Source organism: Rhodopseudomonas palustris, from assembly GCF_007005445.1.
GTDB lineage: Bacteria > Pseudomonadota > Alphaproteobacteria > Rhizobiales > Xanthobacteraceae > Rhodopseudomonas > Rhodopseudomonas palustris_G.
This window is the reverse complement of record NZ_CP041387.1, coordinates 3,335,141-3,351,216: the sequence shown is the minus strand read 5'-3', so window position 1 is coordinate 3,351,216 and position 16,076 is coordinate 3,335,141. Positions and strand designations below refer to the sequence as shown.

Sequence of the window (16,076 nt, the reverse complement as noted above, 5' to 3'; positions counted from 1 at the left end):
CGTCACGACACTCCCGAGCGCCCTTTCATCCGAACCCGGCAAGGTCTCATGAACCAGCATCTCCGCAACGATCCGGTGCCTTTCATCGACGTCGGCGCGCAGCGCCGCAGGCTGGGTGCCGGAATCGACGAGGCGGTCGCGCGCGTTCTCAACCACTATCAGTTCCTCAACGGCCCTGAAGTCATCGAACTCGAAGCGGTGCTGGCGAAGTTCAGCGGCGCCCGCCATGTGGTGACCTGCTCCAGCGGCACCGACGCGCTGCTGATGGTGTTGATGGCCAAGGGCATCGGCCCGGGCGACGCGGTGCTGTGTCCGTCGTTCACGTTCTGCGCGACCGGCGAAGCGGTGGCGCTGACCGGCGCGACCCCGCTGTTCGTCGATGTCGACGAAGTCACTTTCAACATCGACATCGCCTCGCTGAAGCGCGGCATCGGCTCCGCCAGGAAGCTCGGCCTCAAGGCCCGCGCGATCATTCCGGTCGATCTGTTCGGCCAGCCGGCTGATCACGCCGCCGTCGCGGCGGTCGCGGCCGACGAGGGGCTGTTCGTTCTCGACGATGCGGCGCAGGGCTTCGGTGCGAGCTATCGCGGCAAACGGCTCGGCACCTTCGGCCTCGCCACCGCCACCAGCTTCTTCCCGGCCAAGCCGCTCGGCTGCTTCGGCGACGGCGGTGCGATCTTCACCGACGACGCCGAACTCGCCGAGGCATTGAAGAGCGTCCGCGTCCACGGCCAGGGCAGCGATAAATACGACAACGTCCGGCTCGGCCTGACCGGCCGGCTCGACACCATCCAGGCGGCGATCCTGCTGCAGAAGCTGTCGATCTTCGAGGACGAGATCGCCGCGCGCAACGTGGTGGCCGAGCGCTATTCCAAGGCGCTGGCGGATGTCGTCACCGTTCCGCGGCTCGCGGAGGACTGCACCTCGGTGTGGGCGCAGTACACTATTCGCCTGCCGCACGGCGTCGATCGCGATGGCTTTGCCGCAGCGCTGAAGGCGCAGGGCATTCCGACCGCGATCTACTATCCGAAGTCGATGCATCAGCAGACCGCGTATCGCGGCTTCCCGGTCGCCGACAGCGGCCTGCCGGTGTGCGAGCGGTTGTCGCGCGACGTCATCGCCCTGCCGATGCACGCCTATCTCGATGCGCCGACCCAGGACCGCGTGATCCAGGCGGTGCGCGGCGCGGTTGGACGCTAACCACCGTCATTCCGGGGCGCGAACGAAGTTCGCGAACCCGGAATCTCGTGGTTGCCGATAGGGTGTTCCCACCACCTCGGGATTCCGGGTTCGCACCCTCACGGGCGCGCCCCGGAATGACGTGCGGATGCTGGGGCGGCCGATCGGTGCCCATTCCTGTTTTGCGGTGGCGCGACTTCCTGTAAAAGCGCCCCATGCTCAAGCGCATCTTCACCGTCGGCGGCTTCACTTTGCTGTCGCGCCTGACAGGTTTCGCCCGCGACATCATCCTGGCGGCGATCCTCGGCGCCGGTCCGGTGGCAGATGCGTTCTTCGTCGCGCTGCGGCTGCCCAATCATTTCCGGGCGATTTTCGCCGAGGGGGCGTTCAACGCCGCCTTCGTGCCGGCCTATGCGCATGTCCACGGCGAGAAGGGCGAACAATCCGCCAAGCTGTTCGCGAACCGCATCTTCACGCTGCTGTTCGTCTCGCAGCTCGTGCTGCTCGCGGTCGCGCTCGCCTTCATGCCGCAGATGATGAGCATCCTGGCGCCGGGCTTCACCGACGAGCCGGAGCAGCGGGGGCTCGCGATCGAGCTGACGCGGATCACTTTCCCTTATTTGCTGCTGATTACGTTGGTGACGCTGTATGGCGGCATCCTCAACGTGATGCAGCGCTTCGCCTCGGCGGCCGCCGCCTCGATCTTTCTCAACATCTCGATGATGGCGACGCTGGCGCTCGCGGCGTTCTTCCCGAGCGCCGGCCATGCGGCCGCCTGGGGCGTGCTGATCTCCGGCGTGCTGCAGTATCTCCTGCTCGCCGGCGACCTGTCGCTGCACGGCGGCCTGCCGCGGTTCGCCAGGCCGAAGCTCGATGAGGACGTTCGCGGATTCTTCCGCGCGCTCGGGCCGGCGACGATCGGCTCGATGGGTACCCAGATCGCGATGTTCGCCGACACGATCATCGCCACCTTCTTGCCGGTCGGAGCGCTGTCGGCGCTGTACTACGCCGACCGGCTGTACCAGTTGCCGATCGGCGTCATCGGCATCGCGATCGGCACCGTGCTGCTGCCGGAGATGTCGCGCCAGCTCACCGCCGGAGACGATTCCGGCGCAAGGGCGTCGCAGCGCCGCGCCTTCGAGTTCGCGCTGCTGTTCTCGGTGCCGTTCGTCGCGGCGTTCCTGACCGTGCCGGACGTGATCATGCGGGCGCTGTTCGCCCGCGGCGCGTTCTCCAGCGCCGATGCGCTGGCGGCCGGGGCGACGCTGGCGGCCTATGCGGCGGCGCTGGTGCCCGCGGTGATGATCCGCAGCGCGGTGGCGCCGTTCTACGCCCGCAAGGACACCGCGACACCGGTGAAGGCGGCGCTGATCGGCATCGGCGTCAATGTGGTGCTGAAGTTCCTGCTGATGGGCCCGCTGGCGCAGGTCGGCCTCGCGCTCGCCACTGCCGCCGGCACCTGGATCAATCTGCTGCTGGTGATGGGCTTCTCGATCCGCGCCGGCTATTTCGTGTTCGATCGCGAGCTGGTGCGCGCGGTGCTGAAGTTCGCCGTCACCGGCCTCGTGCTCGCCGCCGGGCTGTGGCTGGCCGCGTGGCTGTCGGCACCGCATCTGGCGCAGCTCCCGGCGCTGCGCAGCGAGGCCGCGCTGGGGCTGCTGATCGGCGTCGGCGCCGTGACCTACGGCGCCGCGCTGCTGATCCTGTTCGGGCCGCGCGCGATCAAGCGGCTGCTGCGCGGCTGATCACGCCGCGGTGGTCGATCGCACCAGATTGGTGACGTCGGAATACACCTGCAGCACCGGATTGATGAAGCGGTGCGCCTTGTTCTTCGACACGATGGTGTCGTGCATCACCAGATGGTCGATGCCGGTGGTCAGGAAGCAGGCCATCGCGTCGCGCGGCGTCTCGACGATCGGCTCGCCCTTGATGTTGAACGAGGTGTTGACCAGCACCGGGACGCCGGTCAGCGCTTCGAACTCCTTCAGGATGTAATAGAGGTCGGGCGCGGTCTCTTCGTCCACCGTCTGCACCCGGGCCGAGCCGTCGACGTGGACCACCGCCGGAATCCTGTCGCGCCACGCCGGCGCCACCGGTTTGGCCATCAGCATGAACGGCGAGTCGCCCTTGCCCTCGAAGATCTCGTCGGCGCGCTCCTTGAGGACGATCGGCGCGAACGGGCGGAACGGCTGGCGATGCTTCACCCGGCTGTTGAGAATGTCCTTCATTTCGGCGTTGCGCGGATCGGCCAGCAGGCTGCGATGGCCGAGCGCGCGGGGGCCGAATTCCGAGCGGCCCTGGAACCAGCCGATCACCTTCTGGTCGGCGAGCAGCCGCGCGGTCTCCTTGTAGACCTCGCTGGAGCGGACGATGTTGATCTGCGGCTTGACGAAGAACCGCTGCGTCGCTTCCTCGACCTCGGCGTCCGAATACGGCCGGCCGATATAGGCGTGCTTCATTTCGAAGCCGCGCTGTTTCTGCTGGATCACCAGATGGCCGTAATAGGCACAGCCGATCGCGATGCCGTCATCGCCGGCGGCCGGCTGAATCCACACGTTCTCGAAGCCGGCTTCGCGCGCGATCCGGCCATTGGCGACGCAGTTCAGAGCAACGCCGCCGGCGATGCACAGGTTCTTGGCGCCGGTGGTCTCGCGCAGCCAGCGCGCCCGTTCCAGCAGCACGCGCTCGGTGTCGTCCTGCACCCGCCAGGCGAGGTCTTCCCAGTGCCGCATCGACGGGTTGTCTTCCCATTTGCCGGCGCTGTCCATGATGTAGGGCTGGTTCAGCTCGGGCGTCCAGCGCGGCACCGTGAGCTTGCCACCCTCGAACTGCAGCATCGGCGGCATCGCGCCGGGGCGGCCGTAAGGCGCCAGTCCCATCAGCTCGCCGCATTTGTTCCAGTCGCCGAACACGTAAGTCGAGGCGCGGCTGTAATACGCCCCAAGGCCCGGCATGTTGTAGAACTCGTCGCTGAGGAAGCCGCGCTCCGGCTCCATCCAGACCTTCTTCAGGCATTCCAGTTTGGTGCCTCTGAATTTGTAGTAGCTCTCGGATTCGCGGGCGAGCGGCGAGGCATCGTCGCCGGGAAAGGGTTCGTCGACATCGGCCCGGTAGCTGCCGACGCCGTCGACGATCATCACCACGCCTTCCTCGAACGGGCACGGCGCGAACGCGCTGTAGGCGTGCGCGAGGTGGTGCGAGATCGTCGCGACCTTGTTGGTGTGGTTGCGGAACAGCGGATGCCTGGTGGCCTCGCCGCGCTCGTATTCCGGCAGAAAGCCCGGCATGTCCTGAAACACCAGCCGGTCCTCCATCTCCGGCACCGGCAGGATGTAGCAATTGCGCACCACCAGATCGACGTCCGCCATGGTGATGCCTTCGGCGTTCAGGCAATAGTCGATCACTTCCCTGTAGAAGCCTGATGCGTGCTTCTCGCGGGTGATGCGCTCCTTGGCGATGCCGAAGGCGATTTCGCCGTCGCGGAGCAGGCAGGCGCTGACGTCGTGATCGTAGGTGTTGAGGCCGAGGACGTAGGTGTGCTGACGGGACATGGGCTGCTTTTCTAAAGGCGCGGCGGGGCCGCGGACGAGGCGCGGGACGTCACTTCTGACAGTCGACCCACGGCGGCGTGCGGTTCACATCGATTGCATGGATAGCTTGTGCGTGGAAGTTGGACATTGCCGAGGCGTTGCACGGCATATTCCACCTTGTCTTCAAACACGGCCGTTTTCGCACTGCACACTCGCCGAGAGTGCACCGTTCGGCCACCTGGGGAACAACTTTCGCCGTTAATGGTTGGCCCCGTCGATTCGCGTCTGATGCAGCCGCGGCTTGACCGAAACCGCTGCTTGATCATAAGCTTGCCGGTGAAATTCGCTCATGGGCTCAATCCGCCCCGCGCATTTGAACCGTCATCATGATGTCGTGCACCAACAACCGGGTATGACGGTAACGTGCCCAACGACTGGGAGAAACTCAATGGCTCAAACTGCCTCCAAGCCACGTAAGGGATTGACGACGCGCGTTCTCGCGGCCGTGACGTTGACCGTGATCTATGGCTTCAGCCTCGTCGGCACCTCGGCGCTGTTCCTGACCGCCAGCACCAGCAAGGCCGAAGCTCAGCGTGGGCGCGGCCGGGGCCGCGGTCGTGGTCGCGGCTACTATCGTGGCCGCGGTCGTGGCCGTGGCTACTACCGTGGGCGCGGTCGTGGCTATTACGGCGGCTGCGTGTTCAATCCGGTGTACGGCCGGGTGATCTGTTACTGAGATCGTTTCGGCGGGCGGCGACGCCCGGTCTCTTCGAGACGGCTCGCATTGAAAGGCGTATCGGGCGACCGATGCGCCTTTCTGTTTGGCCGTTCACTATTGCTTCCAGTGGACCGCAGCGAGGCGTCAAATCGTGGCGCTGCCGTTTCGCTGGTCGGGTCGCCGCAGCTTTCGCTCGCGTCATAATTAGGTGTTCGCGGTCTTTGGTTCGGTCTGCGCGTTTGCTCCGGTGAGCGATCCGCTGCAAGATGGTGCCAACTCGCATCGGAGGTGACGGTCCCATGGCTCCCACCAAGTTGGCTCCCACCAAGTTCGGCGTCGGCCAGAGCGTGCTGCGCAAAGAGGACGATCCGCTGATCCGCGGCAAGGGCCGCTACACCGACGACGTGGCTCCGGTGTCGTCCGCGCACGCGCTGATGCTGCGCTCGCCGCATGCCCATGCCACCTTCAAGCTCGATGCGAGCGCAGCCCGCGCGCTGCCCGGCGTGCTGGCGATCCTGACGGCGGACGACGTCGCCGATCTCGGCGGCCTGCCGTGCCTGTTCAATCTGCCGGACAGGCCGTTCAAGGGACCGGACTATCCGATCCTGGCGCGCGACGAGGTTCGCCACGTCGGCGACGCGATCGCGTTCGTGGTCGCCGACACGCTGGCCCATGCCCGCGATGCACTGGAGGCGATCGCGGTCGAGTGGACGCCGCTTCCCGCAGTGGTCGGCGCCGCCAATGCGGTCAAGCCCGGTGCCCCGCAGGTATGGCCGGATCATGCCGGCAACGTGCTGTTCGATGCCGGCATCGGCGACAAGACCGCGACCGAACAGGCGTTTGCCAAGGCCCATGCGATCGCCGAAATCCGCATCGTCAATCCGCGCATCGTCACCAACTACATGGAAACCCGCGCGGCGGTCTGCGAATACGACGCCAAGCGCGATCACTTCACGCTGACGGTCGGCAGCCAGGGTAGTCACCGGCTGCGCGATATCCTGTGCCAGACCGTGTTGAAGATCCCGGTCGAGAAGATGCGGGTGGTCTGTCCGGATGTCGGCGGCGGTTTCGGCACCAAGCTGTTTCCGTATCGCGAATACGCGCTGCTCGCGGTCGCCGCCAAGAAGCTGCGCAAGACGGTGAAGTGGACCGCCGATCGCGGCGATCATTTCGTCGGCGACTCGCAGGGGCGCGACAACGTCACCACGGCGCGGATGGCGCTCGCCGAAGACGGCAGGTTTCTCGGGATGGATGTCGACCTGATCGGCGACGTCGGCGCCTATCTGTCGACCTTTGGACCCTACATTCCCTACGGCGGTGCCGGCATGCTGCCGGGGCTGTACGACATCCAGGCGTTCCACTGCCGGATCCGCACCGTGTTCACCCACACCGTGCCGGTCGATGCCTATCGCGGTGCGGGCCGTCCCGAAGCGGCCTATGTGGTCGAGCGTCTGGTCGATGCCTGCGCGCGCAAATTGGCGATGTCGCCGGACGCGATCCGGCGCAAGAACTTCATCCCTCCGCGCAAGCTCCCCTACAAGACCGCGACCGGCAAGGTGTACGACTCCGGCGACTTCGCCGCGCATCTGAAGCGTGCGATGGAGATCGGCGACTGGAAGGATTTTGGCAAGCGCGCCAAGGCTGCCAGGAAGCAGGGGCTGGTCCGAGGCATCGGGCTCGCCTCTTATGTCGAGGTCTGCGGCACCATGGGCGAGGAAACCGCCAAGGTGGTACTGGATCCGGACGGCGACATCACCGTGCTGATCGGCACGCAGTCGAGCGGTCAGGGCCACCAGACCGCCTATGCGCAGATCGTCGCCGAGCAGTTCGGCGTGCCGCAGGAGCGGGTGCGGGTGGTGCAGGGCGACACCGATCGGATCGCGACCGGGCTCGGCACCGGCGGTTCGGCCTCGATCCCGTCCGGCGGCGTCAGCGTGCAGCGCGCCACCCATCAGCTCGGCGAGCAGCTTCGCGAGATCGCGGCCGACGCGCTGGAGACCAGCGCCGCCGATCTCGAAATCAGCGACGGCACGATCCGGATCGCCGGCACCGACCGCTCGATCAGCTTCGCCGATCTCGCCAAGCGGCCCGGCGTCGATCCGGCCAAACTCGACGCCAGCGCAACCTTCTCCAGTGCCGACGGCACCTATCCGAACGGCACGCATCTGGTCGAGATCGAGCTCGATCCGGCGACCGGCAGGATCAGGATCGTCAACTACGTGATCGTCGACGATTTCGGCGTGACGCTGAATCCGCTGCTGCTCGCCGGCCAGGTTCACGGCGGCACCATTCAGGGGATCGGTCAGGCGCTGATGGAGCAGGCTGTTTACAACGCCGAGGACGGCCAGCTCGTCACCGGCTCGTTCATGGACTACGCGCTGCCGCGCGCGGCCGATGGCGCGCCCATCACCTTCGAGACCCACAACGTGCCGTGCGCCACCAATCCGATGGGGGTGAAGGGCGCGGGCGAAGCCGGCGCGATCGGCTCGTGCCCGGCGGTGATGAACGCGATCATCGACGCGCTGTGGCGGGAATACCGGATCGAGCACATCGACATGCCGGCGACGCCCGAGCGAGTGTGGATGGCGATCCGCGAGCACGAGCGCCTGCATCGTCTGTGATGCGGCCGGCTGTCGGAACGGATCGACAAGAGTGGCGTCAAGCCACCGATGAAAGGCTGCCGAACCGGCGGCGCATGACCGAGTTGAAAACAACCAAGCGGGAGGACGTCTGGATGTTACGAACTGTGATCGTTGCCGGAGCCCTGGTGCTGACGGCGAGCGCCGTGATGGCGCAGCAGGATCTGGTCGACAAGACCCAGAAACTGATGAAGGACAACGGACGGAACATGATGGTGCTCGGCGCCATCGCCAAGGGCGAGAAACCTTACGATCAGGCCGCAGTGGATGCGGCGCTCAAGCAGTTCGACGAGACCGCCAAGGATCTGCCCAAGCTGTTTCCGGACAGCGTCAAAGGCCTGAGGGCGTTCGACAGCAAGTACAGCGCCTCGCCGAAAATCTGGACCGAGCGCGCCAAATTCGACACCGAGATCGCCGACTTCGCCAAGGCGGTCGACGGCGCCAAGGGCAAGGTCAAGGACGTCGACACCTTGAAGGCGGCGATGCAGCCGATCGGCAAAGCGTGCGGAAGCTGCCACGAGAACTTCCGCCAGAAGGAAGGCTAACGCGGCGAGCGCCGTCGGCGGCGGAGATCGGCTGTGGCCAGGACAATCGGAGCTGTCATTCTGATTGCGGCGATCATCGCGGTCGCTGCGTTCTGGCTGCTCACCATGCCGGCCACGGTGCCGGCCGACCGTCTGCCGGCGCGCACCGCCAATCTGGAGAACGGCCGCACCGCGTTCTACGCGGGCGGCTGTGCCGAATGCCACGCCACCCCGCAGCAGGACGATCGCACGAAGCTCGGCGGCGGGCTGGGGCTGAAGTCCGAGTTCGGCACATTCTACGTGCCGAACATCTCGCCAGATCCGAACGACGGCATCGGCAAATGGACCGAGGCGGAATTCGTCAGCGCGGTGATGCGGGGCACGGCGCCGGGCGGCGTACATCTTTATCCGGCGTTTCCGTATCCGTCTTACGCGCACGCGCGGCTCGACGACGTCCGCGACCTGTTCGCCTACATCAAAACGCTGCCCGAGGTGGCCGGCCGGGCGCCGCCGAACGAGGTGCCGTTCCCGTTTAACATCCGCCGCGCGGTCGGGCTGTGGAAACTGCTGTTCTTCGACGACACGCCGTTCACGCCCGATCCGGCGCAATCGGCGCAGTGGAATCGCGGCGCTTATCTCGTCAATAGCTTCGGCCACTGTGCCGAGTGCCACAGCCCGCGCAATGCGCTCGGCGGCATCGTGGCGTCGCAGCGTTTCGCCGGCGGGCCCGATCCCGAAGGCAAGGGCTGGGTGCCGAACATCACCCAGAAGGGGCTCGGCGACTGGAGCGCCGGCGACATCGCCTATTTCCTCGAGACCGGCATGACGCCGGAAGGCGACAGCGCCGGCGGCTCGATGGCGCAGGTGATCCGCAACACCTCGCAGCTCGGCAAGGACGACCGCGAGGCGATCGCGGCCTATCTCAAGTCGCTGCCGCCGGTGCAGGGGCCGGTCCGGTCGCCGCGCAAGGCCAAAGCCGGGTGAACGGCGATCACTTCGGGCCGAATGCCTTGAAGGTGATGATGGTGTGGGTGTCCTTGATGCCGGGGACCACCTGGACCTTGTCGGCGACGAAATGGCCGATATCGGTCGAGCGGTCGACGTAGAACTTCACCAGCAGGTCGTAATCGCCGGCGGTGGAATAGATCTCCGAGGCGATCTCGGCTTCGGCGATCGCGTTGGCGACGGCGTAGGACTGGCCGAGCTGGCATTTGATCTGGACGAAAAACGGCACCATCGCGGGTCTCTCCGGCAGCTTGATTTGCGCCATCAAGCCCAAAACCCCCTGCCGGCGCAAGCTCTTGCCGCTGCGGCGCGGGCACGCTACGACCGCGATCGGCGCCGCCGGTCCACACCCTTCTCAATCGAGCATGTTGATGGCCATTCCGATCGCACTCACCATCGCCGGCTCCGACTCCGGAGGAGGCGCCGGCATTCAGGCCGATCTCAAGTCGTTTTCCGCGAACCGGGTCTATGGCGCCTCGGTGATCACCGCGCTGACGGCGCAGAACACCCGCGGCGTCACCGCGATCCACGACGTGCCGGCCGATTTCGTCACCGCGCAGATCGATGCGGTGTTCAGCGATCTGGCCGTCGCCGCCACCAAGATCGGGATGGTGGCGCAGCGCGGCGTGATCGCGGCGATCGCCGACGGGCTGGACCGCTGGCACGCCGCCAACGTCGTGCTCGATCCGGTGATGGTTGCGACCTCCGGTGACCGGCTGATCGCCGACGACTGCGTCGAGGCGCTGCACACGGCGCTGATCCCGCGCGCCCGCATCATCACGCCGAACCTGCCGGAAGCCGCCGCGCTGCTCGACGAGCCGGTCGCCACAGATCCGGCCGCGATCGAGGGGCAGGGACGGCGGCTGCTCGCGCTCGGCTGCGAAGCGGTGTTGATCAAGGGCGGCCATGGAACCGGCCCGACCAGCACCGATTACCTGTTTGTTGGAACCGAGGTGCAGGCGCTCGCCGCGCCGCGGATCGTGACGAACAACACCCACGGCACCGGCTGCTCGCTGTCATCGGCGATCGCCGCCAACCTCGCCAAAGGCCAGTCATTGCAGGCCGCTGTGGCCGATGCCAAGCAATGGGTCAGCGCCGCGATCGCGGCGGCGGATCGGTTGTCGGTCGGGCACGGCCACGGCCCGATCCATCATTTCCACGGCTTCGACTAAGGCCCAAACCGGACGACCGTGTGCTGTCGTCCAGTCGTCGTACTCGGCTGATAATCCGAATTCGTAAGTAATTTACGATTCGAACGGAACCGATGACGCCCGATCTCGACAAGTCCCTGATTGAAACCGCCTACGCCCGCTGGGCTCCGATCTACGACGCGGTGTGCGGACCGGTGATGGTGAAGGGACGGCGTGCGGCGGCTGCGGAAGCGCGCGCGCACGGTGGTAAGATCCTCGAGGTCGGTGTTGGTACCGGACTGTCGTTCGACGACTACGACGCCTCGACCGAAATTACCGGTATCGATCTGTGCGAGCCGATGCTGGAGAAGGCGCGTGCCAAGATGGCGTCCGGCCGCTATCCGTGGGTCAAGGACGTGCGCCAGATGGATGCGCACGCGATGGAGTTCGACGACGCGACGTTCGATTGCGTCGTGGCGCAGTTCGTCATCACGCTGGTGGCCAATCCGGAGCAGGTACTTTCGGAGTGTCATCGCGTGGTCAAGCCCGGCGGCCGCATCATCCTGGTCAATCATCTGTACTCTGAAGTCGGCGTGGCCGCCGCGGTCGAGCGCTGGGCGGCGCAGAAGACCCGCGCGCTGGGTCTCCGTCCTGAATTTCCGTTCGCGCGGCTGCAGGCCTGGGCACAGGCCACCTCCGACGCGATCCTGGTCGAGCGGCGTAAGCTGAAGCCGTTCGGCATCTACACGCTGGTGTGTTTCGAGCGGACTGTCACGCCGATGGCGGCCTGAGGCCGGACTCGAGACGTCGCCGCCCGCGGGCGGCCTTGGATGGGACACGACCGATGAGCGATGACGGTCCGGAACGGCGCTTTCGCACCCTATTCATTTCCGATGTTCATCTCGGTGCACGAGGATCGCAGACCAACCTGCTGCTCGATTTTCTCCGCGTCCATGATGCCGACACCATCTATCTGGTCGGCGACATCATCGACGGCTGGGCACTGAAGTCGAACTGGTACTGGCCGCAGTCGCACAACGACTTCGTGCAGAAGCTGCTGCGCAAGGGCCGCAAGGGCGCGCGCATCATCTACGTGCCGGGCAACCACGACGAGTTCCTGCGCAACTACTACGGCACCCATTTCGGCGGCATCGAAGTCGTCGAGAACGCGATCCACACCGGCGCCGACGGCCGGCGCTATCTGGTGATCCACGGCGATATCTTCGATCTGGTGGTGCAGAACGCGCGCTGGCTCGCCCATGTCGGCGACAAGGCCTACGACCTCGCGATCCGGCTCAACCGCATCGTCAATGCGTTCCGCCGCTGGTTCGGTGTGCCGTATTGGTCGCTGTCGCAATGGGCCAAGCACAAGGTCAAGAACGCGGTGAACTACATCGGCGCGTTCGAAGAGACGCTGGCGCAGGAGGCCCGCCGCCACGGCACCGACGGGGTGATCTGCGGCCACATCCACACCGCCGCGATCCGCGACTTCCACGGCATCAATTACATGAACTGCGGCGACTGGGTCGAAAGCTGCACCGCGCTCGCCGAGCACGAGGACGGCCGGTTCGAGATCATCACCTGGACCGATTTGCTGAAGCGCAATCTGCCGGTGCCGACGGTCGCGGCGCGGGCCGCCTGATGCGTATCCTGATCGCGACGGACGCCTGGCACCCGCAGGTCAACGGCGTGGTGCGGACGCTGACGATGATGGCCGAGGCGGCGAAATCGCTCGGCGTCGAGGTCGTGTTCCTCACGCCCGAGACGTTTCCGACGATGGCGCTGCCGAGCTATCCAGACCTGCGGATTGCGATCCCCAATCCGATCCGCGTCGCGCGTCTGATCAACGCTGCGCAGGCCGATTGCATCCACATCGCCACCGAAGGGCCGATCGGGCTGGCGGCGCGGCGCTATTGCCGCAAGCGCGGCCTGCGCTTCACCACCAGCTTCCACACCCGCTTCCCCGAATACGTCTCGGCGCGGGCGCCGATCCCGGAGTCCTGGGTGTGGTCGCTGCTGCGCCGGTTTCACGGCGCCAGCCATGCGGTGATGGCGGCGACGCCGGCGCTCGCCGACGAGCTCCGCGGCCGCGGCTTCCGCAATGTCGTGCTGTGGCCGCGCGGCGTCGACGGGCATCTGTTTCACCCGCGCGAGGGCGCCGATCTCGGCCTGCCGCGGCCGGTGTTCCTGTCGGTCGGCCGTGTCGCGGTCGAGAAGAACCTCGAAGCCTTCCTGTCGCTCGATCTGCCCGGCACCAAGGTGGTGGTCGGCGACGGCCCGGCGCGGGCGGCGCTGGAGCGCGACTTTCCGAATGCGGTGTTCCTCGGCGCCAGACAGGGCGACGCCCTGGCGCAGGTCTATGCCGCCGCCGACGTGTTCGTATTTCCGAGCAAGACCGACACCTATGGGCTGGTGCTGCTCGAAGCGCTCGCCAGCGGCGTACCGGTCGCGGCCTATCCGGTGACCGGGCCGCGCGATGTGATCGGCGACGAGCCGGTCGGCGTGCTCAGCGAGGATCTGCACGCGGCGTGCCTCGGCGCGCTGGAGATCTCGCGGGAGGCGTGTCTCGGCTTTGCGGCCGATCACACCTGGGAAGCCTCGGCGCAGGCCTTCATCGACAACGTGCGCTGCGTGTCGATGCTGGATGCGGCCCGGGCCAACCCGGAAGGCGCCAAGCCGCACTGTCTGGTGGCCTGAGCCGAACGTATCATCGCACCTTGTCGGCGCGCGCCGCTGCGCGTTAGATGGCGGTCATGATCAATCCCGCTGTGCTGCCCGTTTCCGTCGCCGATATCGATGCGGCTGCCGAAGTGCTCGCGCCCGTCGCGGTGCGGACGCCGTTGCTGACTTCGCCGGCACTCGATGCCGCCACCGGCGGCCGCGTCTTCCTCAAGCCGGAAGTCCTGCAGCGCACCGGCTCGTTCAAGTTTCGCGGCGCCTACAACAAGCTGGCGTCGCTCACGCCGGAGCTCCGGCGCGCCGGCGTGGTCGGATTCAGCTCCGGCAACCACGCCCAGGGCGTTGCGGCGGCGGCGCAACTGCTCGGCGTTCACACCACCATCGTGATGCCGTCGGACGCACCGGCCTCGAAGCGCGAGCGCACCGCGGGCTATGGCGCCGAGGTGGTGCTGTACGATCGCGACCGCGAGGACCGCGAGGCGATCGCCCGCGACATCGCGGGGCGCAGCGGCGCGACGCTGGTGCGGCCGTTCGACGATCCGATGGTGATCGCCGGGCAGGGCACTGTCGGCCGCGAAATCGCCGAAGACCTCGCCGCGCTGGGTGTCGAACCCGACCTGGTGGTGGCGCCGGCTTCGGGCGGCGGGCTGGTGGCCGGCACCGCGCTCGCCGTCAAGGCGCGTTTCCCGCAGGCGCTGGCGATGTCGGCCGAGCCTGAGGGCTTCGACGATCACGCCCGCTCGCTGGTGGCGGACCGCCGCGAGTCGAATCCGGCGGGCGGCCGGACCATCTGTGATGCGCTGATGATGTCGATCCCGGGCGAGGTCACCTTCGCGATCAACCGGGTGCTGCTCGCCGGCGGCGTCGCGGCGTCGGATGCCGAGGTCGGCCGCGCGGTCGGGTTCGCATTCCGGGAACTGAAGCTGGTGGTGGAGCCGGGCGGCGCGGTGGCGCTGGCGGCGCTGCTGGCCGGCAAGCTGGACGTGCGCGGCAAGACCGTCGCGATCGTGCTGTCGGGCGGTAATGTCGATGCCGACCTGTTCAGCCGCCTGATTGCCTGATTTCGAGCCTGATTTCGAGGACGCGTTCGCGCCGCAGCCACTGCTTACGAGAAGAACGCGATCTTCTCGGCCTGGCTCATCCGCCGGATCGGCACTAGCGCGTCGCTGCGCATCGGCGGCGGGGCCGCAACCGCGCCGCTGGCAATCGCCGCGGCGCCGAGCGAGGTCGGAGCCGCGGGGGTGACTTCGTCGGCGCCAGCCGCGGTGGCGATCGCTACCGGCGCAGCGGCGGAATGCACGGCGATCGGCTCGGCCGAAGCCACCAAGGGCGCCGCTTCACCGATCTCGCCGACGGGATCGAAGGCCGGCTCGGCCTCCGGCGGCGCCGCGAACGGATCGTCGACGGACGGCGGAGCGTCGCCGCGAGCGATCGGTTCCGGCGCAAGCTCGATCTCTTCGCTCAGCGCCTGCTGCAGCGCGACGATGTCGGACTCGATCTCCTCGGCGGTGCTGGCCGCAGCCGCCGCGTAGGCGTTGTCCTCGGGCCGGTACGGCGCCGAGACGTCGGGCGCCGACATCTCGCGGGCGACCAGGTCGAGCATGGCGTCGTCTTCGGAGCCTTCGGCGTCCAGAGCCACCACTTCGTCGAGCAGATCCTCGGCGTCGCTCTGCTGGGTGATCCGGCCGGTGACAGCCGGCGTTTCGAGCTCTGCGACCTCCGCAGCCGCAACTTCCAGTTCTGCCGCCGGGGCCGCGGTGGCCGTCGGGGCGTCGGTCGCCGTGGTCTCGTCCGCCGGTTCGACGAACTCGAGTTCGTCAGCCGCAGTGCCGGTCACCACCGTGAATCCGGTCTCAGCCTCGGCCGCCGGCGCGACTGCCTGCAAGGCGTCAGGCTGCGGCGGGAGAGACTGTGTCGGGAGAGACTGCGGTGAGACTGGCTGAGATGAGACCGGCTGCGGTGGCACATCGGAGGGCGCGGGGGGCTCGGCAGCAGCGGCCTGAGGTGCCGGCTGCTGCAGTTCGGCCACCGGAGCCGGCATGGTGTCGGTCGCGGATGCGGGCGTCGCCGCCGCGGGGGCCGGCTCGGGCGCCGCCGCGTCGGGCGCAGCACCCGAGATCGCCGCGACATGCTGCAGCATCCGGTCGAACGCAGCTTCGATCGCCGTGCGATCGATCGCCGCCACCAGCCGGTGACCGCCGTCGATGGCGGCGACCTGCTGGTCGAGCAGATCGCAGATCCGGGAGTCGGCGCCGCATTCGCGCAAAGTGGCAGCGACCTCGCTGATCGCCCGGCTGCCGCGATGCGCCGCCGCCAGCGTGGCCGTATCGTCCAGCGCCGCGACCGCCCGGGCGACGTTGGCGCGCGCCTCGCCGATCACCGCGCGCAGCGCCGCCAGCGTCTCGGCCGCTGAATCGGATTGCGCCTGCTTCTGTGCGGCGAGCGTCTGTTCGATCCGCGCCACCGCGTCGAGCACCATGCTGGTGTCGGCATTGCGGTTGCGCTTGGCGTATTCGGTGAGGAACCAGCGGCCGCGCGAGGTCTCCATGAAGGCTTCGCGGATCGCGTCGTAGTCCGCATCACTCGGCATCGCCGGTCGGGCGGAGATCGGCGAAAGGGCGAATGCTTCGTCAGCCATCATGGACTCGTTGCACAAATCACTGCGCGTCACG

Annotated in this window: 14 protein-coding genes; 11 read left to right on the top strand and 3 right to left on the bottom strand. The window is 67.1% G+C overall.

What is annotated here, in order from left to right; all coding sequences use genetic code 11:
* The first annotated feature begins 48 nt into the window (after nt 1-48).
* Entirely contained in the window at nt 49-1,200 is a 1,152-nt protein-coding gene (locus FLL57_RS15315; RefSeq protein ID WP_142883318.1) for a DegT/DnrJ/EryC1/StrS family aminotransferase, read from the top strand.
* 194 nt (nt 1,201-1,394) lie between these two features.
* Entirely contained in the window at nt 1,395-2,924 is a 1,530-nt protein-coding gene (murJ, locus tag FLL57_RS15310) for a murein biosynthesis integral membrane protein MurJ (protein ID WP_142883317.1), read from the top strand.
* Here the strand turns inward: murJ and FLL57_RS15305 are convergent, their stop codons facing one another.
* On the bottom strand, nt 2,925-4,730 hold the full coding sequence (locus FLL57_RS15305; protein ID WP_142883316.1) for a carbamoyltransferase family protein: 1,806 nt from the start codon (nt 4,728-4,730) through the stop codon (nt 2,925-2,927). It abuts the gene before it with no gap.
* A gap of 427 nt (nt 4,731-5,157) precedes the next feature.
* Here FLL57_RS15305 and FLL57_RS15300 point away from each other — a divergent pair, with 427 nt between their 5' ends.
* From FLL57_RS15300 to FLL57_RS15285, 4 genes are all read left to right on the top strand, one after another.
* Nucleotides 5,158-5,445 carry a hypothetical protein gene (locus FLL57_RS15300; protein WP_013503892.1) on the top strand — a complete coding sequence of 96 codons (288 nt, stop codon included), beginning with the start codon at nt 5,158-5,160 and terminating at the stop codon, nt 5,443-5,445.
* A gap of 281 nt (nt 5,446-5,726) precedes the next feature.
* Nucleotides 5,727-8,048: a xanthine dehydrogenase family protein molybdopterin-binding subunit gene (locus FLL57_RS15295; protein ID WP_142883315.1), complete on the top strand. Its 2,322-nt coding sequence runs from the start codon at nt 5,727-5,729 to the stop codon at nt 8,046-8,048.
* Between the two features lie 113 nt (nt 8,049-8,161).
* Nucleotides 8,162-8,611, top strand: coding sequence for a c-type cytochrome (locus tag FLL57_RS15290; RefSeq protein WP_013503890.1), 450 nt, complete (start codon nt 8,162-8,164; stop codon nt 8,609-8,611).
* Between the two features lie 33 nt (nt 8,612-8,644).
* Entirely contained in the window at nt 8,645-9,574 is a 930-nt protein-coding gene (locus FLL57_RS15285) for a c-type cytochrome (protein ID WP_142883314.1), read from the top strand.
* 7 nt (nt 9,575-9,581) lie between these two features.
* On the opposite strand, the gene FLL57_RS15280 is transcribed toward FLL57_RS15285, so the two are convergent.
* Nucleotides 9,582-9,827 (bottom strand): Lrp/AsnC ligand binding domain-containing protein, encoded by a 246-nt coding sequence (locus FLL57_RS15280; protein WP_013503888.1) that lies wholly within the window; start codon nt 9,825-9,827, stop codon nt 9,582-9,584.
* Between the two features lie 139 nt (nt 9,828-9,966).
* On the opposite strand from FLL57_RS15280, the gene thiD reads away from it, so the two are divergent.
* The 5 genes from thiD to FLL57_RS15255 all read left to right on the top strand — a co-directional run bounded on the left by thiD (nt 9,967) and on the right by FLL57_RS15255 (nt 14,465).
* Nucleotides 9,967-10,767 (top strand): bifunctional hydroxymethylpyrimidine kinase/phosphomethylpyrimidine kinase, encoded by an 801-nt coding sequence (gene thiD, locus FLL57_RS15275; RefSeq protein WP_142883313.1) that lies wholly within the window; start codon nt 9,967-9,969, stop codon nt 10,765-10,767.
* 92 nt (nt 10,768-10,859) lie between these two features.
* The gene (locus tag FLL57_RS15270; RefSeq protein WP_013503886.1) at nt 10,860-11,516 is read left to right on the top strand and encodes a class I SAM-dependent methyltransferase; all 657 of its coding nucleotides are present in this window, start codon (nt 10,860-10,862) and stop codon (nt 11,514-11,516) included.
* A gap of 53 nt (nt 11,517-11,569) precedes the next feature.
* Complete coding sequence (locus FLL57_RS15265; protein WP_013503885.1) at nt 11,570-12,367, top strand: UDP-2,3-diacylglucosamine diphosphatase; 798 nt, start codon at nt 11,570-11,572, stop codon at nt 12,365-12,367.
* A complete protein-coding gene (locus FLL57_RS15260; RefSeq protein ID WP_142883312.1) occupies nt 12,367-13,422 on the top strand; it encodes a glycosyltransferase family 4 protein in 1,056 nt (351 codons plus the stop codon). Before FLL57_RS15265 ends, FLL57_RS15260 begins: the two co-directional genes overlap by 1 nt.
* 47 nt (nt 13,423-13,469) lie before the next feature.
* Nucleotides 13,470-14,465: a threonine/serine dehydratase gene (locus FLL57_RS15255; RefSeq protein ID WP_142883311.1), complete on the top strand. Its 996-nt coding sequence runs from the start codon at nt 13,470-13,472 to the stop codon at nt 14,463-14,465.
* 44 nt (nt 14,466-14,509) lie between these two features.
* On the opposite strand, the gene FLL57_RS15250 is transcribed toward FLL57_RS15255, so the two are convergent.
* Nucleotides 14,510-16,042, bottom strand: coding sequence for a hypothetical protein (locus FLL57_RS15250; protein ID WP_142883310.1), 1,533 nt, complete (start codon nt 16,040-16,042; stop codon nt 14,510-14,512).
* Nucleotides 16,043-16,076 lie beyond the last annotated feature (34 nt).